Origin of the sequence: Phytopseudomonas punonensis (assembly GCF_900142655.1) — a bacterium.
Lineage (GTDB): Bacteria > Pseudomonadota > Gammaproteobacteria > Pseudomonadales > Pseudomonadaceae > Aquipseudomonas > Aquipseudomonas punonensis.
In genome coordinates, this window is sequence record NZ_FRBQ01000001.1 from 2,115 (window position 1) to 25,310 (window position 23,196).

A 23,196-nucleotide genomic window follows, 5' to 3' on the forward strand; every position below is an offset into this window, starting at 1 on the left:
ACCGAAACCTTCAGCCTCACCGTAGGCGGCAAGACCGGCACAGCGACCATCATTGATAACGATGCAGCGCCGACTGTCGGTTCCGTGAGTTCGGCGGTCGATAACACCGGCGGCCAAGTCGATGAAGGCGATAACGCCGTCTTCACGGTGAACCTCACCAATGCCAGCAGCACGCCGACCACCTTCAGCCTTTCGCTGAATGCCGGTACCGCGACGGCAGGTAGCGATTACAACGCAGCTCTGACCAACCAGAGTTTCAGCAATGGCGTGACCTACAACGCTGGTAACGGGACGGTGACTGTTCCAGCTGGTGTGACCAGCTTCACGGTCACAGTGCCGACCATTAATGACACCGTCAGCGAGCCGACCGAAACCTTCAGCCTGACAGTCGGAGGCCAAACTGGTACCGCTACGATCATCGATAATGATGCAGCGCCGACTGTCGGCTCTGTGAGCTCAGCGGTCGATAGCACAGGCGGCCAAGTCGATGAGGGCGACAACGCCGTCTTCACCGTCAATCTCACCAACGCCAGCAGCACGCCGACCACCTTCAGCCTCGCGCTGAATGCGGGCACCGCGACGGCGGGCAGTGACTACAACGGTACGCTCACCAACCAGAGCTTCAGCAACGGCGTGACTTACAACGCTATCACTGGCCAAGTCACCGTTCCGGCTGGCGTGACCAGCTTCACGGTCACGGTTCCGACCATCAACGACACTATCAGCGAACCTACCGAGACCTTCAGCCTTACCGTAGGCGGTCAGACCGGCACAGCGACCATCATCGATAACGATGCAGCGCCAACCGTCAGCACTGTCAGTTCGGCTGTCGATAGCACCGGCGGCCAAGTCGACGAAGGCGATAACGCCGTCTTCACCGTCAACCTCACCAACGCCAGCAGCACGCCGACCACCTTTAGCCTCGCGCTGAATGCCGGTACTGCGACAGCGGGCAGCGACTACAATGGCACGCTGACTAACCAGAGCTTCAGCAACGGCGTGACCTATAACGCCACCACGGGCCAGGTTACCGTGCCTGCCGGCGTCACCAGCTTCAGCGTCACGGTACCGACTATCAATGACACCGTCTTCGAGCCGACCGAAACCTTCAGCCTGACCGTAGGCGGCAAGACCGGTACCGCGACCATCATCGACAACGATACGGCGCCTACCGTTAGCACCGTCAGCGCAGCGGTCGATAGCACAGGCGGCCAGGTCGACGAAGGCGATAACGCCGTCTTCACCGTCAATCTCACCAACGCCAGCAGCACGCCGACCACCTTCAGCCTCGCGCTGAATGCCGGTACGGCCACTGCCGGTAGCGATTACAACGGCACACTGACCAACCAGAGTTTCAGCAATGGCGTGACTTACAACGCTACAAACGGGACCGTCACTGTTCCAGCGGGCGTGACGACCTTTACGGTCACCGTACCGACCGTCAATGACACGGTCTTCGAGCCAACCGAGACCTTTACGCTCAACGTCGGCGGCAAGGTCGGCACCGCGACCATCATCGACAACGACCCGGTGCCGACGGTGAAAACCATCGACGTCGGCCAACCCGGTACGGCCGATGACAACGTGGTCGAAGGCAATAACCTGGTCTTCAACGTTACCCTGAGCAATGCCAGCTCGACGCCGACCGTGCTGTCCTTCAACGCCACCGGTACGGCAACCGCCAACGTCGACTACAAGCTGAGCGCTCAGAGCTTCAGCAATGGTGTGACCTACGATGCCAACACCGGAAAAATCACCGTGCCTGCTGGTGTCACCACGTTCTCGGTGACCGTACAGACGCTTGCCGACAATGTCGTGGCCGAGCCGTTGGAAACAGTGAAGCTGGACATCGGCGGCCTGAGCGCCACCGGCGGCATCATCGATGGCACGCCGGATGCGAAGGATGACAGCTACACCAAGATCACCGGCCTTAAAGCCGAATACTACGGCTACAACGACACGAGCACTGGTACGGGCAACGATGGCGCCAACCTGACCAACCTGAGCCAGGTTCGCCAGTTCATCGACAGCCACAACCCAGCGGCGACCTTCAACGCCACCAAGCTGGATTACGGCACGTTGAGCAATGCATCGGGCCTGGGCAACGGCACCAACCTGCAGAACTTCCTGGGTGTGGACGTCGCGTCAGGCAACGGTACCAAAGCCAATTCGCTGTCCACGGATCCGGGCAATACGTCCGACGCCATCATCAAGATGGGTGGCTACATCAACCTGGCCGCCGGTACCTACCAGTTCAAGGTCACGGCCGATGACGGCTATAGCATCCGTATCAACGGCCAGGTGGTTGCCGAGTTCAACAACATCCAGTCGACCTCCACCGCCACCGGCAACTCGTTCACCATCAGCGCGGCTCAAGCGGGCGCTCAGCAGATCGAAATCATCTATTGGGATCAGGGCGGTGACGCTCGCCTGAAGGTAGAGCTGGGCCAAGGCGGCACCTTCAAGGTCGTCGATTCGGACATGCTCTACCACGTGCCGAGCACATCGAGCCTGGTGGTCGAGTCCGGTGACAGCCTTACAATTGCCGGCAGCACCCTGCTCGGCAACGACACCGACCCGAATGGCGATGCGCTTTCCATCACCAGCGTGCAAAACGCCACCAACGGTACGGTCACACTCAACAATGGCAACGTTGTGTTCACACCGAAAGCAGGCTTCTACGGTGACGCCAGCTTCCAGTACAGCATCAGCGACGGTAAGGGCGGCAGCGATATCGCCACTGTCACACTGAAGGTAAACCAGCCGACTAACGCCATCCAAGTGGCAGGCAATGGTGCCAATGACAACGGCGACAACACCATCCGAGGTGGTTCCGGAAACGATGTGCTGCTCGGTGACGCCGGCGGCACGCTGACCACCGTCCAGCCCGCAACCAATTACAACATCGCCTTGCTGGTCGACACCTCCGGCAGCATGCAAGGCGATCGAATGAGCCTGACCAAGGATGCCCTGTCGAAATTCGTGAAAACCCTGGCAGGGCACGACGGCGTGATCAACCTTACCCTGGTGGGTTTCGCTGGCAACGTAACGCTGAGCACCACGGTTGCTGATCTGCAGAGCGGCAGCAAACTCGACACGCTGCTGGCGAACATCCAGAAGCTTACCGCTAATGGTGGCACCAACTACGAAGCAGCCTTCAAGGAAGCCTCCGCCTGGTTTGACGCACAGAGCGCTGCCGGCAGCTCCAAGGCTGCCGGTTACGAGAACCTGACGTTTTTCCTGTCTGACGGCGATCCGACTTACTACTACAACGGCAACACCACCACCGTCAGTGGTAATGGATCGACTACCAACAATGAGGTATTGCTGGGTTCGCTCGATACTTTCAATGTGCTCGCTGGCAAGAGTGCCGTGCACGCGATCGGCATCGGTTCGGGTATCAGCGAAAAGAACCTCAGCCTGTTCGACAACACCACGGACTCCCCTGCGTCCACCTACCTGACCAATGGTTCGTCGGCCACACTGGCCAACTTCAACAACAATTCGAGCGGCTGGAACAACCTGACCAATTGGGAAACCTCCGGCACCGGTGGCGGTAGCTCGGTGAGCCGCAGCTCGGATACGCTGGTGCTTCGTGATACCTATGGCGGCACACCTGTCACCGCAGCGACCCCGACGATGACGGTTGCCGATGGCGCCTTCAGCAGCCTGAAGTTTGCTTACGGCACAACGGATACCGGCAGCGGCGACTCCCTCTCCTGGAAGCTGCAGCAGCTGGTAAATGGCGCCTGGGTCGACGTGCAAACAGGTGGCGGCACCACTGGCGGCAATTGGACGAGCGTTGAAACATCGGTTGTCGGTGCTGGTACCTATCGCCTGGCGTTCAGTGTTGACGATAAGTCGTTCAACCTCAACAGCGCCTCCATGTCGATCGACAACATCACCCGTGTGGACTACACCAAAGTGCCGGTCGGCAAGGTTGAGATCGTCAACTCGGCCGATGAGCTCTCCGTAGCCCTGCACGGTGGTTCGAACGCCAACGTGCCGGTCGCTGTGGGCAATGACACCATCTACGGTGGCGATGGCAACGACATCATTTTCGGTGACGTGATCAACACCGATGGCTTGAAGTGGGGCGTGGACGGTAACCCGACCAAGCCAACCGACCTGCACGATGGTGCCGGCGTGAAAGCCCTGGAAACCTTCCTGGAGCTGAAGAACGGCATTGCGCCAACCAACGCCGATCTGTACGACTACATCCGCGCCAACCATGAGACGTTCAACGTGGCAGGCGATACCCGAGGCGGCTCGGATCACCTGTACGGCGGTGCCGGCAACGACATCCTCTACGGCCAGGGTGGTAACGACTTCCTGGTTGGCGGCGCAGGCGACGACATCCTGTTCGGCGGCGCGGGTGCCGATACGTTCGCGTGGCAGAAAGGCGATTTCGGCAAGGACGTGATCAAGGACTTCAGCGTGGCCGAGGGCGACACCATCGACCTCAGCTCGTTGCTGCAGGATCACAGCAACAACCTGGATAGCTACCTGAAACTGGTGACGGATAACGGCAGCTCCACCTTGCTGATCAGCACCAAGGGTGAGTTCAACAACGCCGACACAACCAATCAGCAGGTGGCCGCCAAGGCTGATGTGCAAATCGACCTGGGCCAGGCCAGCCTGCCGAGCTACGACATCAACACCCTGATCGCCAACCACACGATCAAAGTCGATCCGTGATAGGCCAATGCCCCGCCACACTTTCGTGGCGGGGCGCTAAGCTGTACGCATAGGTCTATTGGGAGAAGGCACGTGTTCTACGTAAAACGTAATGCCGAAGGCGAGCTGCAACGTGTGCAGCCCGAGCCGTTCGATGGGATGAACGGCGAGCTGCATGCCGACAGCGAGGAAGCGCGCGCCTGGTTTTCCAATCAGAACGTCGAAAGCAGCCTGTTGCAGCTCAAGCAGAGCGACCTGGATATGATCCGGGTACTCGAAGACTTGATCGACCTGTTGATCAAGAAAGGCGTGGTACGCATCACCGATCTACCCGACGCCGCCCAGAGCAAGCTGATGGGCCGCAGCCGAGCGCGCGATGCACTCGGTGGCATGAACCGTTTGATCAACGACGAAGAACGCGGCCTGATCTGATCAGGCCCAGGCTGCAGGCTCGCTGAACAGACGACCCTGCACGCCGCTGACGCCCATCGCGCGCAGCACCTCCCACTCCCCACGGGTTTCCACCCGCTCGGCAATCAATGGCAAGTCGATGCTGTTGGCTGCTCGCTGCATGGCTTCGATGAACAGGCGCTTGTCGCTTTCCTGATCGATACCACGGATAAAGCCACCATCAACTTTCAGATAAGCCAGGCCCAGCTTCGCAAGGTTACCGATCATGCTGAAGCGCCCACCGAAATGCTGCAGACCAAGTTCGACGCCCAGGCTGCGCAGCTTGCGGGTAATCGCTTCGAGCTCCGCAGGGCCAGGTAACTGGCCTTCGTCCAGCTCCAGAATCAACCGGCCGCTGGCCGCCGGGTTCAATCGCAAGCGCTCATAAACCTGCTGCAGCGCCTGCGGGTCACGCACCGTCATACCCGAGAGGCTCAGTGCCAACTTCCCTTCGTGGCTGGCAAGTTGCGCCAGCAAGGCATCGAGCATCACCAAGTCCAGACGAGCAGTCCAGCCAAAGCGCTCCAGCCACGGCAAGAACTGGCCAGCAGGTATGGTTTCACCGCCATCATCGATCAAGCGGGCCAGCACCTTGTTGTGCAGCACCTGCGTCGGCTCGGCCGCGTTGACCACCGGCTGCGCGTACTGCAAGAAGCGGCTTTGCTGCAGAGCACCGTCCAGCAGGCGATGCCAGTCGTTGCGCTCGTCACTCGCGCCTGCCTGCTGGCGGTGCTCGACGAACGCCCAATGGTTACGGCTGTTGCTGACAGCCTCGGCGAGCGCCGCATCCACTGCGCTGTAGAGCTCGCTGCTGCTCGCTCCCGGTGCGAAGGTGGTAATGCCGATATGCGCCACAGGCGAGCAATCGCTAGCACCGGTCTGTTGCAGCGATAGCAAGGCACCGCACAATTGCTCGGCCAGTTGCTCGGCCTCCTGACGATCGACACCGGCCGCCAACAGCGCGAACTCGCCGCCACGGTTGCGCGCCAGCAGGAAGCGCCCCTGGCTGATCTGTTGCAGTTGCTCAGCCACTGCTTTGAGCAGCAGATCGGTACGCTGCCCGCCGATACGCTGGTTCAGGCCGACCAGATCATTGACCCGCAACAGCATCAACGCGCCACTGCTGGCCCGCTCCTCCTCGGTCAGTCGGGCCTGCAGATCGAGGTCGAAATAGCGGCGATTGGCCAGGCCAGTCAGGCTGTCCTGATAGGCTTCGGCATGCAGTTTCTCGCTGCGCGAGGCCTCCTCGTCGAACAGCGTTTTGAGTTTCTCTACCATCTGGTTCATGGCCGCGACCACGCGGCGAAACTCCGGCGTGCGCGGCAGCTTCGAGGCACTGAGAAACTCGCGGCGGGCGATGGCGTTGGATTGCTCGACCATGTATTCAAGCGGGCGCAGCTGACGCTTGAGCAGCAGCACGCCAAGGCTGATGCACAGCAGGCTGATCAGTGCCAGCCACAGGAAGGTGGCGTACGCGGTTTGCCACAGCTTGGCGATAGCGAAGTATGGATGGCTGACCACCTCGACATGGGCCGCCTGATTCCAGCCGTCACTGACAATGGCGTCGCCCTGAGCAGGCGCCAGATCCACCAGGTCGGCAAACCACTGCGGCGCGCCGCGGCCCAGGCTCGGGCCGGATCGCTCGACCAGCACCTTTTCATCCGGGCCGATCACCCGAATGCTTTCGAAATAGCCACTGTCGAAAATCGAGCTGACCATCAGTTCCAGCATTGCCGGGTCGTCCAGGTGCGAGCCGAGCGACAGGCCCAGTGCCGTCGCGGCGTCCTGCGCATGGGAGCGCAACTGGTTGACCTGCTGCTCGCGCGAGCTCTCCACGTTGACCACGACGCTGCCGGCGAAACTCACCAGCATCAGCACGCAGATGGCGACACACAACTGCTTGAACAGTGACATGCACAACTCCTCGCTACGCCTTAAGGAAACCCTTCGGCGCGCATCTTCTTCAACAAATCCTGCCAGCGCGAAAGGCGCTTGCTGTCTCCCACCTGCTTGCCGCCAGCCGGCCCCGGCACCCAGAGCCCTTCGGCATTGAAGGCGTACACGGGCACCAGGTCACGCCGCTCGGTGGCGGGCTCGATAGCATCGATCAGGTTATCCAGTACCAGCGGCACGGAGGTGGGGGTCGGGTAATAGGTCAGCACCATGTGCGCCTGATTCAGGCGCACGGCCTTGACGTAGGTGATGCGCAGCTTCTCGCTCGGTACGCCCAGCTCACGCAAGCTGAAGTACTTGGCGATGGCGTAATCCTCGCAATCGGCAGCGCCGCGCATCAGCGCTTCCACGGGCGTCGCCCAATAGTCGGCAACACCCCAAATTTCCTGGTCGTCACGAAAGCGCAATTGCAGATTGAAAAAACGGTTCACGGCCTTGAGCTTGTCGGCTTCAGGCGCGCCTTGCTGCTCGTCGAGCAGCCGTTGCCAGGCATCGATACGCGGCTTGCCAGCACCCAGCGGGCCATAGAGTTGCTCGGCGCGGGCGGCGATACGCTGGAAATCCCACTGCGCGTTCAGGCCGCCAGCCACCAACGATAAGGCAAGCAGCCACGCCGCCAGCAATAGCCCGCGATAACGAGGTGAGAGAACGCCAGAATCGCCGATTGGCACGACAATGCTTCCAGACAAGCAACGCTGTCATGGTGCGGCGCACGGGGCCAAAAGACAATTGCTAGATGCCACTACAGGCGACGAATGTGTCGATGCGCTCAGAGCGCGCATCGGCACGGAGTAGATCAGCGCTCGCGATTCCAACCGCCGCCCTGGAGACGTTGATTCGTCTCGCGCTGCTGCCATTGCAGCGGTGCGGAGCGCTGTGGCCGTTGCTGCTGGTAGTGATGGCGCTGCCCTTCCCAGCCCGGCGGTGGCGCAGGGCGGTAATCGCGGCGATTGCGGTCGTGGCGGCCGTAGTAGCGCTGATCATAGCCAGACGAGTTGTAGTAACGCGGTGGCGGTGGTGGCGGCGCGTAATACCTCGGTGGTGGCGGCGCATAGTAGCCGGGCGGTGCAATACGCCGGTCGTAGCGACGATCCTCATAGACGTAGACGCGGGGTGCGCCGTACACCTCAGTGCGCTCCACATAGGTGCCCGGGTAGTACTGACGTTCGTAATACCGATTGCCATAGCGACTGTCGCCGTAAACGGCGCAACCGGTCAGCGAGAAACCCAACAACGCAACGAGCATGGATTTACGGATCATGGGGCGGCCTCCTTCGACCGCGAAACGCACATCGGCGGCTGCCGATGCCGGGAATGTTCCCAATCCATCAGACAATGGCTCATAGGCCGAATCCGCTCCGCTCGTCGGTGACTCGCTACAAATGATTTCAGAGATGATCGCCGCACCGACCAACACGACGCGCCGAAACCGCGCAAATCACATCGACCACGCACCACAAAGGCGCAACGGATCTCCTGAACAACACCGCGAGCCTCAGGCTAGGCGGCTCATCGAACGCTGGCACGATCCTCGCTTAGTCCCATATGTGCAGGAAAATCCCCGGCAATGGTCTGGGATAGCGGCATCACAATTTGCAATAGCCGACTAGGGTTCCGGTTCGCCAACAACAGGCGAATGACTGGTCCGAGAGTTGGCGACCTCCTCGAGGGGTTACACGGCGGGACAAAAGCCCGGGAGAACGCGCCCCAGTGATGGGACATGCCGCGCACTCCTGCCCGCCCTTTCTCGAACTGGAGGTTCCCATGCGCAAGCCCCGTCTTTTCTCCGTTCTCGCCGCTGGTCTCGCGGCAGCCATCACCCTCAACAGCCAAGCGGCCCAGAAGGACAGCTTCAGCGTCTGCTGGACCATCTATGCCGGCTGGATGCCTTGGGAATACGGCGCCGCCCAAGGCATCGTCGACAAGTGGGCGAAGAAATACGGCATCAATATCGATGTCGTGCAGGTCAACGATTACGTCGAGTCGATCAACCAGTACAGCGCCGGCCAGTTCGACGGCTGCACCATGACCAACATGGACGCCCTGACCATCCCTGCTGCTGGCGGCGTGGACAGCACCGCACTGATCGTCGGCGACTTCTCCAACGGCAATGACGGCGTCGTGCTCAAGGGCGAGAAGAAAACCCTCGCTGACCTCAAGGGCCAGAACGTCAACCTGGTCGAGCTTTCGGTGTCGCATTACCTGCTCGCTCGCGGCTTGGAAAAAGCCGGCCTCAGCGAGCGTGACCTGAAGGTGGTCAACACCTCCGACGCCGACATGGTGGCCGCCTTCGCCACCAAAGACGTAACCGCCGTCACCACCTGGAACCCGCTGCTCGCCGAAATCGAAGCCACGCCAGGCGTGACCAAGGTGTTCAACTCCAGCCAGATTCCGGGCGAAATCATCGACCTGATGGTGGTCAACAGCGAAACCCTGAAGGACAACCCGGCGCTGGGCAAAGCGCTGACCGGCGCCTGGTACGAAATCATGGCGACCATGAGCGACAGCGGCGCTGCCGGCAAGGCTGCTCGCGAGCACATGGCCAAAGCCTCGGGCACCGACCTCAAGGGCTACGAAGCGCAGCTCGCCACTACCAAGATGTTCTACACCGCCAAGGAAGCCGTGGCCTTCACCAAGAGCCCGAGCCTGCCGGAAACCATGAGCAAGGTCGCGGCCTTCTCCTTCGATCACGGCTTGCTCGGCGAAGGTGCGCAGAGTGCTGACGCCATCGGCATGAGCTTCGCCAATGACGTGATCACCGGCGATAAGGGCAACCTAAAGCTGCGCTTCGATCCGACCTATATGCAGATGGCTGCCGACGGCCAACTCTAGAACGGCTGACCGTTCCCATGCGCTGCGTGGGAACGAGCGTTTCGACACGGCCATCGCCAATGAGATTTCTATGCGCCTGATCAACCGACATCCCGACCGGGCCGGCCGCTTGCTGCTTGTGTTGTTGCCGTTCGCGCTGCTGCTGTTCGCCTACTTCATGGGCTCGGCGCAGCGCCTGGCGGACAACCCCAACGACAAGTTGCTGCCCAGTGCCAGTCAGATGGTTGCTGCCGTCGACCGCCTGGCCTTCACCGAAGACAAGCGAACCGGCGAATACGCCTTCTGGCAGGACACCACGTCGAGCCTGACGCGCCTTGGTATGGGCATCGGCATCGCGGCAGTAGTCGGTCTGTGCCTGGGTATTGCGGCGGGTATTCTGCCGCTGCTGCGGGCGCCGCTGTCTCCGCTGCTCACCGTGCTGTCGATGGTGCCGCCGCTGGCGATATTGCCGATTCTGTTCATCGTCTTCGGCTTGGGCGAGTTGTCCAAGGTGATGCTGATCGTCATCGGCATCACCCCGATCCTGGCGCGTGATCTGGAACAGCGCGCCCGGGAAATTCCTCAGGAATTACTGATCAAGGCGCAGACCCTCGGCGCCAGCACCTGGACGCTGATCCTGCGGGTGGTGCTGCCACAACTGTTGCCGCGCCTGCTGATCGCCCTGCGCCTGGTGCTGGGCTCCGCGTGGCTGTTCCTGATTGCCGCCGAAGCCATCGCAAGCACCGATGGCCTGGGCTATCGCATCTTTCTGGTACGCCGCTACATGGCCATGGACGTGATCCTGCCGTACGTGGTGTGGATCACCCTGCTCGCCTGGCTGATGGATCTGGGCCTGCGCCAGCTGACGCGTCTGTGCTTTCCCTGGTACGAGGGGGCAAAAGCATGAGCGCCTTTATTGAAGTAAAAAACGTTTGGCAGGTTTATGACGAACAAACCGTTCTGGAACGCCTGAACCTGTCCATCGCCGAGGGTGAGTTCTGCACCCTGGTCGGCGCCTCCGGTTGCGGCAAGTCGACCTTTTTGCGCCTGCTGCTGGGCCAGGAGCGCCCGAGCAAAGGCGAGATCCTGCTCGACGGCAAACCGCTGGCCGGCGAGCCAGATGCCAGCCGTGGCGTGGTGTTCCAGCGCTATTCGGTGTTCCCGCACCTGAGCGTGCTGGATAACGTCGCCATCGGCCTGGAGCTGCCACGTTCCGTCCTGCTCGGCCGGCTGTTCGGCAGCGCCAAGCGCGCCGCCCGCGAACAGGCCGCCGAACTGCTGCACAAAGTCGGCCTAGGCCACGCACTGAACAAGTACCCCAGCCAGCTTTCCGGCGGCATGCAGCAGCGCCTGGCGATTGCCCAGGCGCTGATCATGAAGCCGCGCGTGTTGCTGCTCGATGAACCCTTCGGCGCGCTCGACCCTGGCATCCGCAAGGACATGCACGCCCTGCTGCTCGAGCTGTGGCGCGAAACCGGGCTGACTGTATTTATGGTCACCCACGACCTCAGCGAAGGCTTCAGCCTCGGCACCCGCCTGATGGTGTTCGACAAGACCCGTATCGACCCTCATGCACCGAACGCCTTTGGTGCGCGCATCACCTATGACATTCCTCTGAATAGCGATCGCCGAAGCGCCATCGCAGCACTGCCAGCGCACCTTGCGCCGGCCCTGTAAGGAGATTTGCAATGACAACTGCCCTCACCCTGCGCCCCACCCTCTATGAGGAAACCGTCCCCGGCGGTGGCCACGCTTCCTTCGTGCTCAAGCGCGGCCAACTGCTGCGCCTCACCGATATCGAGGGCGGCGCCAACGTCAGCCTGCTGCTGTTCAACGCGGCCGAGAAAAGCGAGCGCCTGAACCTGCCCGACACTCTCAAGGGCCAACACACCGCCAAGCTCACCGCCGGCCACTGCCTGTATTCGGACATGGGCAAGGTGCTGGCAGCGATCACCGCCGACACCTGCGGCTGGCACGACAGCTTCGGCGGCGTGCTCAACGCCGAGGAAGTCGCCGAGAAGTACGGCCAGGGCCGCTACCAGGAACTGCGCAATGGCTTCTTCCGCAACGGCATGGACAACCTGCTGGTGGAAATGGGCAAGTGGAACCTGAACCTGCAGGACATGCTGATGAACCTCAACCTGTTCAGCCGCGTGGACGTCGACGCAAACGGCGCCTTCGGGTTCCAGGCTGACAACAGCAAAGCCGGTGACTACGTCGAGCTGTATGCGCCGATGGACACTCTGGTGGTGCTCACCGCCCTGCAGCACCCGATGGACCCCAACCGCCAGTACGCCCCCAAGCCGGTGCAGCTCGCCTGGAGCAAGGTCCAGAGCGACGGCATCAGCGTGCTGTGCCGCACCTCGCGCTCGGAGAACGGCCGCGCCTTCCACAACACCGAACGCCAGTACATCTGAGGGTGCCGACATGAGCCAGACCGCAAGCAACCTGCATCCCGAAACCGCCGTATTCCGCCACACCATCCCGGCCGGCGAGCCCTACCTGTTCGAGGTCAAGGCCGGCCAGACCCTGCGCCTGCATGACCTAGAAGGCAACCAGGCGATCGACACGCTGTTCTTCGCCGCCCGCAACCCGCGCGAGCGCTTCGACCCGCAGCGCACCCTGCGCAAGCAAAACAACGTCTACCTGACCACCGGCACGGTGCTCTACTCCAACCTCGGCAACCCGCTGCTGACCATCGTCGCCGACACCTGCGGGCGCCACGACACCCTTGGCGGCGCCTGCGCCCAGGAGAGCAACACCGTGCGTTACGCGCTGGACAAGCGCTACATGCACAGCTGCCGCGACAACTTCCTGCGCGCCAGCCTGCACGACGGCCGCCTGGAGAAGCGCGACATCGGCGCCAATATCAACTTCTTCATGAACGTGCCGGTCACGCCCGAGGGCGGCCTGACCTTCGAGGACGGCATCTCCGCGCCGGGCAAGTACGTCGAGCTGCGCGCCGAGACCGACGTCATCGTGCTGATCTCCAACTGCCCGCAGCTGAACAATCCGTGCAACGGCTGGAACCCGACCCCTGCCGAGGTGCTGGTATGGAACTGAGCCAGCGCCTGCGCCGCCTGTTGCTGCTGCTCTGCCAGAGCCGCTCGGGCCAATGCCTGACAGCGCAGAACCGTAGGGTGGACGTCGCTCTTAACGTCCACCAAGACCGCGATACAAATCGGCCTGCGTAAACAGCCAACGAACGACCTGATTCCAACCACGGACGGCCGTGGTGCAGACCCATTACCGGCGGGACGGCCCGCCTCCTTCGAGGGTTCCTCGAATGTTCGAAAAACTTTTGATTGCCAACCGCGGCGCCATTGCCTGCCGCATCCTGCGTACCCTGCGCGAGCTCGACGTCAAGGGCGTCGCCGTCTACTCCGAAGCCGATGTTGCCAGCCTGCATATCAGACAGGCCGACGAAGCCTTCTCCCTCGGTGAAGGCCCGGCCGCGCAGACCTATCTGGTGGTCGACAAAATTCTCGCCGTCGCCAGGCAGACTGGCGCCAAAGCCATCCACCCCGGCTACGGTTTTCTCTCCGAAAACGCCGCCTTCGCCGAAGCCTGCGAAGCGGCCGGCATCGCCTTCGTTGGCCCCACGCCCGAGCAACTGCGCGTGTTCGGCCTCAAGCACACCGCCCGCGCCCTGGCCAAACAGCACGGCGTGCCGATGCTCGAAGGCACCGAGCTGCTGGAAAACCTCGATGCGGCGCTGGTCGCCGGTGAACAGGTTGGCTACCCGGTGATGCTGAAAAGTACTGCTGGCGGCGGCGGTATCGGCATGCGCGTCTGCCGCTCGGCCGCCGAACTAAGCGACGCCTTCGAGGCGGTCAAGCGCCTGGGCCAGAACAACTTCAGTGACAGCGGCGTGTTTATCGAGAAGTACATCCAGCGCGCCCGTCACCTGGAAGTGCAGGTGTTCGGCGACGGCCAGGGCGAGGTGATCGCCCTCGGCGTGCGCGACTGCTCGGTGCAGCGACGCAACCAGAAGGTGCTGGAAGAAACCCCGGCGCCGAACCTGCCGGTCGGCATGGCCGACGAGCTGTGTGCTGCGGCGATCAAACTGGCGAAAGCGGTCAACTACCGCAGCGCCGGCACCGTCGAATTCGTCTACGACAGCGAGGCCGAGCGTTTCTACTTCCTGGAAGTGAACACCCGCCTGCAGGTCGAGCACGGCGTTACCGAACAGGTGTGGGGAGTCGACCTGGTGCGCTGGATGATCGAGCTGGCCGCAGGCGATCTGCCGCCGCTGGGCGAACTGGCCGCACAACTTCGGCCCAGCGGCCACGCCATCCAGGCACGCCTGTATGCCGAAGACCCGGGCCGCGACTTCCAACCCAGCCCCGGCCTGCTAACCGCTGTGCAGTTCCCAGAAGCCGACGGCAAAGCCCTGCGCATCGACACCTGGGTCGAAGCCGGCTGCGAGATTCCGCCCTACTTCGACCCGATGATCGCCAAGCTGATCACTTGGCAGCCGACCCGCGAGCAAGCCAGCGCCGCGCTGGACAAAGCCCTGGCCGATTCCGTGCTGTACGGCGTGGAATGCAACCGCGACTACCTGCGCCAGATCCTCAGTGATACGCCCTTCGCCAGCGGCTCGCCCTGGACGCGCTGCTTGGAAAACCTGGTCTACCAGGCCACCACCTTCGAGGTGCTCAGCGCCGGCACCCAGACCACCGTGCAGGACTTCCCCGGCCGCATTGGCTACTGGGCCGTCGGCGTGCCGCCGTCCGGGCCGATGGACAGCCGTGCCCTGCGCCTGGGCAATCGCCTGCTCGGTAATGAAGAAGGCGCCGCCGCGCTAGAAATCACCATGAGCGGCCCGCTGCTGCGCTTCAATACCGACGCAGTGATCGCCGTGACCGGTGCAGAGATTCCCCTGAGCGTCGATGGCATCGCCCAGCCGATGAACACCGCGCTGCTGATCGCGGCCGGCAGCACGCTCACTCTCGGCACCATCGCAGGTAGCGGCGCGCGTTCGTACCTGAGCGTTCGCGGTGGCATCGAGGTGCCGGATTACCTGGGCAGCAAGAGCACCTTCACCCTCGGCCAGTTCGGCGGCCACGGCGGCCGTGCCCTACGTGCCGGCGACGTGCTGCATATCCCGGTCTTAATGGATCACCAGGCCGGCGCGCAACTGCCCGCCGAGCTATATCCGGCTCTGCCGAGCGTGCGCGAAATCCGTGTGATCTATGGCCCCCACGGCGCGCCGGAATACTTCACGCCCGCCTATATCGACACCTTCTTCGCCACCGCCTGGGAAGTGCACTTCAACTCCAGCCGCACCGGCGTACGCCTGATCGGGCCAAAGCCCGAGTGGGTGCGCGAGAGCGGCGGCGAGGCGGGCCTGCATCCCTCGAACATCCACGACAACCCCTACGCCATCGGCGCGGTGGATTTCACCGGCGACATGCCGGTTATCCTCGGCCCGGACGGTCCCAGCCTCGGCGGTTTCGTCTGCCCGGTGACCATCATCGAGGCCGACCTGTGGCAGCTCGGCCAACTGAAGGCCGGTGACAAGGTGCGCTTCGTGGCGGTGGATATCGCCACGGCGCGGGAGCTGGCCAAAACCAATGCCAGCGAATGCGAAACTCTCCGTGAGAGCGGCCGGGCGGCGCTCCGCTTCAGCCGCGATACACGCGGCGCCCCTATCGCGGATAAATCCGCTCCCACAGATGCGACCGCTCCAACAAAAGCATCCGAGCTGCAAAGCCCCATAGTGCTGGATATCGGCCAGGACGACACGCGCCTGGTCGCACGCCTGTCCGGCGACACCCATCTGCTGCTGGAAATCGGCCAGCCGGAACTCGACCTGGTGTTGCGCTTCCGCGGCCATGCGTTGATGCAGGCACTGGAAGCCAAGAGGCTCGACGGCGTGCTCGACCTGACGCCCGGCATTCGCTCGCTGCAGGTGCATTACCAACCGGAAACCCTGGCCTTGCAGGCGCTGCTGGATATCGTCGCGGGCGAATGGGATGCCGTCTGCACAGCGCGTGATTTGAAAGTGCCGTCACGCATCGTCCACCTGCCGCTGTCCTGGGACGATCCGGCCTGCCAGTTGGCCATCGACAAATACATGACCACCGTGCGCAAGGACGCGCCCTGGTGCCCGAGCAACCTGGAGTTCATCCGACGCATCAACGATCTGGAAAACCTCGATGAGGTCCACCGCACCGTGTTCGACGCCAGCTACCTGGTCATGGGTTTGGGCGACGTGTACCTCGGCGCGCCAGTGGCCACGCCGCTGGATCCGCGCCATCGCCTGGTCACCACCAAGTACAACCCGGCGCGCACCTGGACCGCCGAGAACTCGGTGGGCATCGGCGGCGCCTATATGTGCGTATACGGTATGGAAGGCCCCGGTGGTTACCAGTTCGTCGGCCGCACCCTGCAGATGTGGAACCGCTACCGCGAAGTGGCGGCCTTTGGTGGCAAGCCCTGGCTGCTGCGTTTCTTCGACCAGATCCGCTTCTACCCGGTCAGTGCCGACGAGTTGCTGCGCATCCGCCGCGACTTCCCGCTCGGTCGCTTCGATCTTCGTATCGAGGAGAGCGAACTGGCTCTGGCCGACTACCAGCAATTCCTCACTGACGAAGCCGATGGCATCGCCGCCTTCCGCGATCAGCAACGCACCGCGTTTGCCGCCGAGCGCCAACGCTGGATCGACTCCGGACAGGCGCACTTCGAAAGTGACGAAGGCGTGGCTGAAGTCACCGAAGATGCAGCGCTCGAAGCAGGCCAGCACAGTGTCGACAGCCATATCGCCGGCAACCTCTGGCAGGTGCAGGTCGAGGAAGGCGCTACGGTCGAAGCCGGCGACGTACTGGTGATTCTGGAATCCATGAAGATGGAAATCCCGCTCACAGCGCCAATCGCCGGCATCGTCCGCGAAGTGCGCGTGCAACCGGGCGCCGCAGTACGCGCCGGCCAGCGCGTGGCCGTTATCGAACAGGGCTAACTCAATCAGCCAATGTCAGGCCTGGGCGGGCAGCCACAACGCATCGCGTCGTGCTGCCCCGCTTGCGCCATGGCCCCAGCCCACCTAGCATTGCGGCATTCCTACAGAGCCAGCACGATGCCCTCGCAGTCCGCCAAAGCCGCCAGCCCTCGCTCGCTGGTGTTTATCCTGCTGGTGTTGCTTACCTGCGGTTTTATCGCCACCTCGCTGGCCAGCTATTACGCGGCGCTGGATTCGATCCGCGACAACATCATCAATACCGAACTGCCGCTAACCTCGGACAACGTCTACTCGGAAATCCAGAAGGATCTGGTGCGGCCCACCCTCATCTCCTCGATGATGTCGCGCGACACCTTCCTGCGCGATTGGGTGCTTGGCGGCGAGCAGGACCTGCAACCCATGACCCGCTATTTGCAGGAAGTGCAGAGCCACTACGGCGCGGTCACCAGCTTCTTCGTCTCCGAGCGGAGCAAGACCTACTACCAGGCCAAGGGCGTGCTGAAGAAGATCGACCCGCAGGCCGAGCGCGACGTCTGGTACTACCGCCTGCGCGATCAGGAAGAGCCCTACGAGATCAATGTCGATATCGACATGGCCAATGGCGACCGCATGACGGTCTTCATCAACTACAAGGTGTTCGACTACGAGCACCGCTTTATCGGTGCCGCCGGCGTTGGCCTGACGGTGGACTCCGTGGTGCAGCTGATCGACCAGTACCAGCGCCGCTACGACCGCAGCGTGTACTTCGTCGACACCACCGGGCGCATCGTGCTCACCGGTGCCGGCGGCGGGCCTTTTGGAGCGCGTATCGGCGACCAGCTGAGCGATGTGGAAGGCCTACAAGACCTGCACGGCAAGCTGCCCCACCCCAAGAGTGGCGACTTCTTCTATCAGGAACATGGCCGCGGCCATTTCCTCAACGTACGCTTCATTCCCGAACTGGACTGGTACCTGTTCGTCGACAAACACGAAACCGGCGCGGTAGCGGGCATTCGCCAGTCGCTGTACCTGAACCTGCTGATCTGCGGCGTCGTCACCCTGCTCGTGCTGGTGTTGGTGACCCTGGTACTACGCTGCTATCAGGCGCGCATCACCGCGCTGGCAACGACCGACTCGCTGACCGAACTACCCAATCGCCGCGGCTTCGAACTGCTGGCCAACCAGGCCATTCAGGAAGCGCGGCGCAGCCAGAGCACGCTGTGCGCCCTGCTCTTCGACCTCGACGGTTTCAAGCTGCTCAACGACAGCCACGGCCACCTGGCCGGCGATGCCGTGCTGCGCGGCTTCGCCCGGCACCTGCAACAGAACCTGCGCCAGTCCGACATCATCTGCCGCTGGGGCGGTGAAGAATTCATCCTGCTGCTCAAGGACACCCCGCTCGACGCGGCCCGCCAGCTCGGCGAGAAGATCCGCCAGCAAACCGAGACCAGCGCCTTCAACTTCGCCGAGCAGACGCTGCACACCTCCACTAGCATCGGCCTGGCCACCCTGCAGGACGGCGAAGACCTGCAAGCATTGATCGCCCGCGCCGACCGCGCCCTGTATCGGGCCAAGCAGGCCGGTCGCAACCGCATGTGCGAAGAAACCCGATGAACGCCAATAGGTGCCCCGCCTGCGGCCAGCCCAACAGCTGCGCCCAGGCTGCGAGCGAAAGCGAAGTGACGCACTGCTGGTGCTTCGAGGTAGAAGTCCAGCCGCAGACGCTGCAACAGCTGCCGCCCGAAGCCTTGAACCGCGCCTGCCTGTGCCCACGCTGCGCGGGCGCCGTACACATCGCAGCTTCCCGCGAGCACGACCGCGAGCCAGACTGAACCATGCGCCTGGATCGCTTCCTCAGTAACTTCCCCCGTTTCAACCGGCAAGACAGCCGCCTGCTGATCAGCGCCGGCCGCCTGCGTGTGAACGGCGAGATCATCATTGATCCACGCTTCGATATCCGCGACTTCCACCGCGTGGAACTGGATGACGAACTGCTGCAGGCCGGGCGCAGCGCGCGCTACTGGATGCTGCACAAACCGGTCGGCGTGGTCAGCGCTACCGAGCACGACGAACATCGCACCGTGCTCGACCTGCTCGATGAGCCGGACAAGCACGAGCTGCACCTGGCCGGGCGCCTGGATCTCAATACCAGCGGCCTACTGCTGATCACCAATGACGGGCGCTGGTCGCGGCGCATCACCCAGCCGCAAGAGCGCAAGCCCAAGGTTTACCACGTCACCACCGAACAGCCGATCACGGATGAGTACGCCGAGGTCTTCGCCCGCGGCCTGTACTTCGCCTTCGAGGATCTCACCACCCTGCCCGCCGAGCTCGACGTGCTAGGCAGTCACCACGCGCGGCTGACCCTGTTCGAGGGCCGCTACCATCAGGTCAAGCGCATGTTCGGCCATTTCCGCAACCGCGTCGTCGCCCTGCACCGCGAGAGCATGGGCGAGATCGTCCTCGACCCGCAATTGGCGCCCGGCCAGTACCGCGCCCTCACCGCCGTAGAAATCGCCAGCGTCTGAGCCGCCGCCGACAAGCGGTCATGCGGAATCCTTTCAGCGTCCTTGCCAGCCCTTTTGGCCGCTGCTTAACTCGAAAAAGATGTCGCCATGCCGCTCGATAGCAGCAGGCGAAATCAAGGTCGCCGCCGCGTGGCCTGCATTACCCGCGAAAGGGGCTCCTGCCTGGTGAGAAGAACGAACTGCAACGTCTGAGGCGTCCGGCAAGCCGTTTTATTACAGCCCTGAAACCTGCATCACCCCTCTAATCACAAGATCCTCCAGCCTGACATTGCTTTGTCATGTCCAGGCGTTTTCCTAGCTATCCGACTTGCCCGGTTTACGGTTCGCCGTCAGCCGCGTTCATCTTTTGCGCCAGGAGGAATACATATGAAGCCAGCAATCGCTGTCATCGATGTGCACAGGACGTACAAGGTACACACGGAGTTTCACGCCAACCCCCAGGCCCAGAAGACCATCATCCTGGTCAACGGCTCGCTGGCGACCACCGCTTCCTTCGCGCAGACGGTCAAATACCTCGCCACCCAATTCAACGTGGTGCTCTTCGACCAGCCCTACGCCGGCCAGTCGCGGGCGCACAACCGCAACGACCACTGCATCAGCAAGGAAGACGAAGCGGCGATCCTGCTCGACCTGATCGACCACTATCAGGCCCAGTACGTGATGTCGTTTTCCTGGGGCGGCGTGGCCAGCATGCTCGCCCTCACCAAGCGCCCGCCTACGCTGGAAAAGGCCATCTTTGCGTCGTTCTCGCCGATCCTTAACGAGCCGATGCTCGATTACCTAGGCCGCGCCCTGGTGTGCCTGAATCAGGAGGACGGCGACAAGGTCGGCCACCTGGTCAACGACACCATCGGCAAGCACCTGCCATCGCTGTTCAAACGCTACAACCACAAGCACATCAGCCGCCTGAGCAGCCACGAATACCGGCAGATGAACGCCCACGTGCAGCAAGTGCTGCGCATGGAGGCTCACTGCCAACTCGATTGCCTGAGCGATATCGACATCCCGCTGCTGTTCATCAACGGCGAGCACGACGAATATACGTCTGCCGCCGACGCCCGCCTGATGGCCCAGCACATCAACGACTGCCACTTCACCACGGTCAGCAACGCCGGCCACTTCATCGACATGGAACACAAGGGCGCCTGGCTGCAGACCCAGAACGCCCTGCTCGGCTTCCTGCAACACAACAACGCCAGCAAACGCTTCACCGTCCACCCCGGCCTGCACGCCATGGCCGTATGACGCAACGCAGAGCAGCCCGCGTTGCCCCGGCTAATCACCACCGGGCAACGTGGGCTTCATTTTGCGGATGGATTCGGGTATAAAGGCGCCCTCAAGCGGGCTTCGTATAATGGCATTACCTGAGCTTCCCAAGCTCATGACGAGGGTTCGATTCCCTTAGCCCGCTCCAGATCAGAAAAAGCCCCGTCAGCGATGACGGGGCTTTTTTGTTTCTGGCGTTTGAAGGCTTGACCGAAAGGGTTTGAACTGAGAAAGATGGCGTTTTGCAATTCAGTGAAGATGGGCTAGCCAAGAAAATAAATCTGTCCCCTTTTCTATGTCCCCTTTTCTAAAATGGAAAAACCTTTTTCCATCAAAAAATATTTTCAACTCACACACGCACTTGAATAGTAGCTAAAAGGTCATTAAATGAAGCCTAAAAATAATGATTTTGGATACATCTGCCCATTCACGGGGAGCATAGTTTACTTACAGGAGGGCCGAGCTTTTCTAGCTATTTTCGATATGCTTCTCGAACTCTCCGAGACATCGGAACGGGTGTGGCGATTGAGTGATGATGTGACGTTTGTTTACTCAAGAAAAAATGGTGACATAGGCATCAACTGCGGTTCGGATTTTTTCTATGAGCTCATTGGTGACAGTGTGCTTTCAGTTCAACCAGACACATGGGATAAATTCGGCAATGGCCGCTGTGGTGAATACTTCTTGGAGTATGACCCAACAGACTCCACCCGCATAGTTAATAAAATTAAGAACGCTAGTAATTCGCTGATTGCTGAGTATATAGGCGCAGGACTCACCTATATAGGCAAGTGGGAAAAGCAGTTATTATTCCGAGCAACTGGAGTAGGTGTTATTGCATTAGACACGAATGGTAATTGGCGCACACTTTTTTCTCCAACGATGTCCAGAGCCAAATACGCAAACATTTTGAGCGATCACCTTTTAGTTTTTGGCAATGGAACTAATCGCAAAGCATGTTGTGAAATTTTCGACCTAGTGGCCCAAAAAGCTATTGGTATTTTCACTTTTGATCACCACCCAGGATATCCATCAGATATTTATAGACATGAGAAAGGATGGTACTTCCAATGGGGAAGCACGCTCTTCCACTTTAACGGAGAAGTTGTCGAACAAGTATTACCGGAGCGTACTATTGGAGGATTCTATCTCAACGCTCAGGGTATCTGTATTTTTTTCGAAGATGAAAGTGCAGTACGCATCTATGATCATGAGCTAAAGCACGTACGCGATGAAATGGCTATTCCATTGCCGGAATATTCATTTAGCTCTCTTCATGCAGACAAAGAAAAAATGGTCGGTTACTTGCGTGCTCCCAGCCATGACAGGCGACTAATCTACGCTTTAAATTTGACCATCACTCACAACGGCTGCCCACGCCTAGAACTAGAGCAACCACTATTTCAGGTTGAGAAGCGTGAGCGCGTAGAGGTTTTCGACTTATTAATTAACTTCTCTGGAGAGGCCCCTTTTTCAAAGCTATTACGCCAATCGTTGGCTGCTCTTGATGACGGACTCAATCAATACTATGCACGTGAAAACAATCCTGATGCGGCCAGGTTCAGTGGACGCATTGAACTGCACTTCGGCGGGCCGCTTAGTAATGAGGAGAAAAAGCTTTTACAACATGGCTGTCAACGCATTTACGAACTAGCACTCGGCCGTGAAGCCCCATCCACAGGAAAGCCCTACAGCTTTCATCTGGTATTCGCCGAGTGAATTTCTGGATGCCAAGAGTCAAAAAAGAAGTCCAGATTCATTTAGCGCCCAAAGACTGCTAGCCAGACAACGCCTGAATAACATATTTTGGGTCGTTATAAATGGCACGCAGCAACGCCTTGGCCGGGCCGGTCGGTTCGCGGCGGCCTTGTTCCCAGTTGCGCAGAGTGCCAAGTTGCACGTCGATCATGGCAGCGAACTTGGCTTGGGTGAGGCCGGTGGCCTTGCGGATCTGTTTCACCTGCAGGGCATCCACGGTGAATTCTCGGGATGGCTGCCGTTCGCCGCGGTGAATTTCGTCCATCTGCTGGACGCTTTCCAGCAGCTCGTCGAAGAACTTGCTCATGGTGACTACCTCCACCGCTCTATGATTTGCTTGAGCTATTTACGCTCGTCTGCCGGCAGATCATCCGTCTCGTTCTTGGGATAGATCAGCAACAAGACGATCTGCGACGCCGACGTGAAGTGGTAATAGATGACCCTGGACCCACCGCGCCTGCCGTCGCCACTGGAAGCAACCCGCACCTTGCGGATACCGCCCGTGCCTTCGATTACATCGCCCAGATCCGGGCGCTCCGCCAAGGCGCGCTGAAACGCGGCGTAGCTGTCGTCTGCCAACAGCTCTTTCAAGCGCCTGGTGAAAACCGGGGTCTCGATAGATCATGCGCAACAGTACGCCAATGGCGTACCTCCCTTCAATTGGCTGCCGGGCGGTAGCTGCGTGATAACCCTTTGGCAGCCTAACCAACCCCGAGCATTCCGGCGCCGAAACCGCTGCGGCGCGGCGGCAACAGAAAGCGTGTAAAATCCGCGCGCACACGAGTACGGCAGGGGCATTGCGTGAGCTGAACA

General features: G+C 61.0%; 18 protein-coding genes, 1 tRNA gene and 1 riboswitch. Of the genes, 14 read left to right on the forward strand and 5 right to left on the reverse strand.

Features of this window, described 5'->3' with window-relative positions; genetic code table 11:
• Together BUC40_RS00010 and BUC40_RS00015 are read left to right on the forward strand one after the other, a co-directional pair.
• Positions 1-4,698, forward strand: a 4,698-nt coding sequence (locus tag BUC40_RS00010; RefSeq protein WP_073261326.1) for a beta strand repeat-containing protein, incomplete at its 5' end; no start/stop codon positions are given.
• A 72-nt stretch (positions 4,699-4,770) separates the two neighbouring features.
• A complete protein-coding gene (locus BUC40_RS00015) occupies positions 4,771-5,109 on the forward strand; it encodes a tryptophan synthase subunit beta (RefSeq protein ID WP_073261329.1) in 339 nt (112 codons plus the stop codon).
• Here the strand turns inward: BUC40_RS00015 and lapD are convergent, their stop codons facing one another.
• From lapD to BUC40_RS00030, 3 genes are all read right to left on the reverse strand, one after another.
• Positions 5,110-7,041: a cyclic di-GMP receptor LapD gene (gene lapD, locus BUC40_RS00020; RefSeq protein WP_073261332.1), complete on the reverse strand. Its 1,932-nt coding sequence runs from the start codon at positions 7,039-7,041 to the stop codon at positions 5,110-5,112.
• Between the two features lie 20 nt (positions 7,042-7,061).
• Positions 7,062-7,751: a cysteine protease LapG gene (gene lapG / locus BUC40_RS00025; RefSeq protein WP_425272899.1), complete on the reverse strand. Its 690-nt coding sequence runs from the start codon at positions 7,749-7,751 to the stop codon at positions 7,062-7,064.
• A gap of 125 nt (positions 7,752-7,876) precedes the next feature.
• The gene (locus tag BUC40_RS00030) at positions 7,877-8,341 is read right to left on the reverse strand and encodes a hypothetical protein (protein ID WP_073261336.1); all 465 of its coding nucleotides are present in this window, start codon (positions 8,339-8,341) and stop codon (positions 7,877-7,879) included.
• 334 nt (positions 8,342-8,675) lie between these two features.
• Positions 8,676-8,781: riboswitch (guanidine-I (ykkC/yxkD leader) on the forward strand.
• A 63-nt stretch (positions 8,782-8,844) separates the two neighbouring features.
• Here BUC40_RS00030 and BUC40_RS00035 point away from each other — a divergent pair.
• From BUC40_RS00035 to BUC40_RS22585, 12 genes are all read left to right on the forward strand, one after another.
• Positions 8,845-9,912 carry a putative urea ABC transporter substrate-binding protein gene (locus tag BUC40_RS00035; protein WP_073261338.1) on the forward strand — a complete coding sequence of 356 codons (1,068 nt, stop codon included), beginning with the start codon at positions 8,845-8,847 and terminating at the stop codon, positions 9,910-9,912.
• A 70-nt stretch (positions 9,913-9,982) separates the two neighbouring features.
• Positions 9,983-10,798 (forward strand): ABC transporter permease, encoded by an 816-nt coding sequence (locus BUC40_RS00040; RefSeq protein ID WP_073261341.1) that lies wholly within the window; start codon positions 9,983-9,985, stop codon positions 10,796-10,798.
• Positions 10,795-11,568, forward strand: a complete 774-nt coding sequence (locus tag BUC40_RS00045) for an ABC transporter ATP-binding protein (protein ID WP_073261345.1) — start codon at positions 10,795-10,797, stop codon at positions 11,566-11,568. Before BUC40_RS00040 ends, BUC40_RS00045 begins: the two co-directional genes overlap by 4 nt.
• Before the next feature lie 11 nt (positions 11,569-11,579).
• The gene (locus BUC40_RS00050; RefSeq protein ID WP_073261348.1) at positions 11,580-12,308 is read left to right on the forward strand and encodes an urea amidolyase associated protein UAAP1; all 729 of its coding nucleotides are present in this window, start codon (positions 11,580-11,582) and stop codon (positions 12,306-12,308) included.
• Positions 12,309-12,318: 10 nt separating this feature from the next.
• Positions 12,319-12,954, forward strand: coding sequence for an urea amidolyase associated protein UAAP2 (locus BUC40_RS00055; RefSeq protein WP_073261351.1), 636 nt, complete (start codon positions 12,319-12,321; stop codon positions 12,952-12,954).
• 223 nt (positions 12,955-13,177) lie between these two features.
• Positions 13,178-16,852 (forward strand): urea carboxylase, encoded by a 3,675-nt coding sequence (gene uca, locus BUC40_RS00060; protein WP_073261354.1) that lies wholly within the window; start codon positions 13,178-13,180, stop codon positions 16,850-16,852.
• 117 nt (positions 16,853-16,969) lie between these two features.
• Entirely contained in the window at positions 16,970-18,445 is a 1,476-nt protein-coding gene (locus BUC40_RS00065) for a sensor domain-containing diguanylate cyclase (protein ID WP_073261357.1), read from the forward strand.
• Positions 18,442-18,663, forward strand: a complete 222-nt coding sequence (locus BUC40_RS00070; protein WP_073261360.1) for a cysteine-rich CWC family protein — start codon at positions 18,442-18,444, stop codon at positions 18,661-18,663. The genes BUC40_RS00065 and BUC40_RS00070 overlap by 4 nt, the downstream gene beginning before the upstream one ends.
• Before the next feature lie 3 nt (positions 18,664-18,666).
• Complete coding sequence (locus tag BUC40_RS00075; RefSeq protein WP_073261363.1) at positions 18,667-19,359, forward strand: pseudouridine synthase; 693 nt, start codon at positions 18,667-18,669, stop codon at positions 19,357-19,359.
• Positions 19,360-19,725: 366 nt separating this feature from the next.
• Positions 19,726-20,604 carry an alpha/beta fold hydrolase gene (locus BUC40_RS00080; RefSeq protein ID WP_073261366.1) on the forward strand — a complete coding sequence of 293 codons (879 nt, stop codon included), beginning with the start codon at positions 19,726-19,728 and terminating at the stop codon, positions 20,602-20,604.
• A 95-nt stretch (positions 20,605-20,699) separates the two neighbouring features.
• Positions 20,700-20,773 (forward strand) — tRNA-Gly (locus tag BUC40_RS00085).
• 239 nt (positions 20,774-21,012) lie between these two features.
• Positions 21,013-22,344 carry a hypothetical protein gene (locus tag BUC40_RS22585; protein WP_139272092.1) on the forward strand — a complete coding sequence of 444 codons (1,332 nt, stop codon included), beginning with the start codon at positions 21,013-21,015 and terminating at the stop codon, positions 22,342-22,344.
• A 58-nt stretch (positions 22,345-22,402) separates the two neighbouring features.
• On the opposite strand, the gene nadS is transcribed toward BUC40_RS22585, so the two are convergent.
• Positions 22,403-22,690, reverse strand: coding sequence for a NadS family protein (gene nadS / locus BUC40_RS00090; protein ID WP_073261369.1), 288 nt, complete (start codon positions 22,688-22,690; stop codon positions 22,403-22,405).
• A 35-nt stretch (positions 22,691-22,725) separates the two neighbouring features.
• A complete protein-coding gene (locus BUC40_RS00095; protein ID WP_244160605.1) occupies positions 22,726-22,965 on the reverse strand; it encodes a type II toxin-antitoxin system RelE/ParE family toxin in 240 nt (79 codons plus the stop codon).
• Positions 22,966-23,196: the final 231 nt, after the last annotated feature.

What these genes read in the sequence shown, in the direction of transcription:
- lapD (WP_073261332.1), bottom strand. Translation starts at nt 7,041, where the DNA reads ATGTCACTGTTCAAGCAGTTGTGTGTCGCCATCTGCGTGCTGATGCTG.
- BUC40_RS00030 (WP_073261336.1), bottom strand. Translation starts at nt 8,341, where the DNA reads ATGATCCGTAAATCCATGCTCGTTGCGTTGTTGGGTTTCTCGCTGACC.
- BUC40_RS00035 (WP_073261338.1), top strand. Translation starts at nt 8,845, where the DNA reads ATGCGCAAGCCCCGTCTTTTCTCCGTTCTCGCCGCTGGTCTCGCGGCA.
- BUC40_RS00040 (WP_073261341.1), top strand. Translation starts at nt 9,983, where the DNA reads ATGCGCCTGATCAACCGACATCCCGACCGGGCCGGCCGCTTGCTGCTT.
- BUC40_RS00045 (WP_073261345.1), top strand. Translation starts at nt 10,795, where the DNA reads ATGAGCGCCTTTATTGAAGTAAAAAACGTTTGGCAGGTTTATGACGAA.
- BUC40_RS00050 (WP_073261348.1), top strand. Translation starts at nt 11,580, where the DNA reads ATGACAACTGCCCTCACCCTGCGCCCCACCCTCTATGAGGAAACCGTC.
- BUC40_RS00055 (WP_073261351.1), top strand. Translation starts at nt 12,319, where the DNA reads ATGAGCCAGACCGCAAGCAACCTGCATCCCGAAACCGCCGTATTCCGC.
- uca (WP_073261354.1), top strand. Translation starts at nt 13,178, where the DNA reads ATGTTCGAAAAACTTTTGATTGCCAACCGCGGCGCCATTGCCTGCCGC.
- BUC40_RS00065 (WP_073261357.1), top strand. Translation starts at nt 16,970, where the DNA reads ATGCCCTCGCAGTCCGCCAAAGCCGCCAGCCCTCGCTCGCTGGTGTTT.
- BUC40_RS00070 (WP_073261360.1), top strand. Translation starts at nt 18,442, where the DNA reads ATGAACGCCAATAGGTGCCCCGCCTGCGGCCAGCCCAACAGCTGCGCC.
- BUC40_RS00075 (WP_073261363.1), top strand. Translation starts at nt 18,667, where the DNA reads ATGCGCCTGGATCGCTTCCTCAGTAACTTCCCCCGTTTCAACCGGCAA.
- BUC40_RS00080 (WP_073261366.1), top strand. Translation starts at nt 19,726, where the DNA reads ATGAAGCCAGCAATCGCTGTCATCGATGTGCACAGGACGTACAAGGTA.
- BUC40_RS22585 (WP_139272092.1), top strand. Translation starts at nt 21,013, where the DNA reads ATGAAGCCTAAAAATAATGATTTTGGATACATCTGCCCATTCACGGGG.
- nadS (WP_073261369.1), bottom strand. Translation starts at nt 22,690, where the DNA reads ATGAGCAAGTTCTTCGACGAGCTGCTGGAAAGCGTCCAGCAGATGGAC.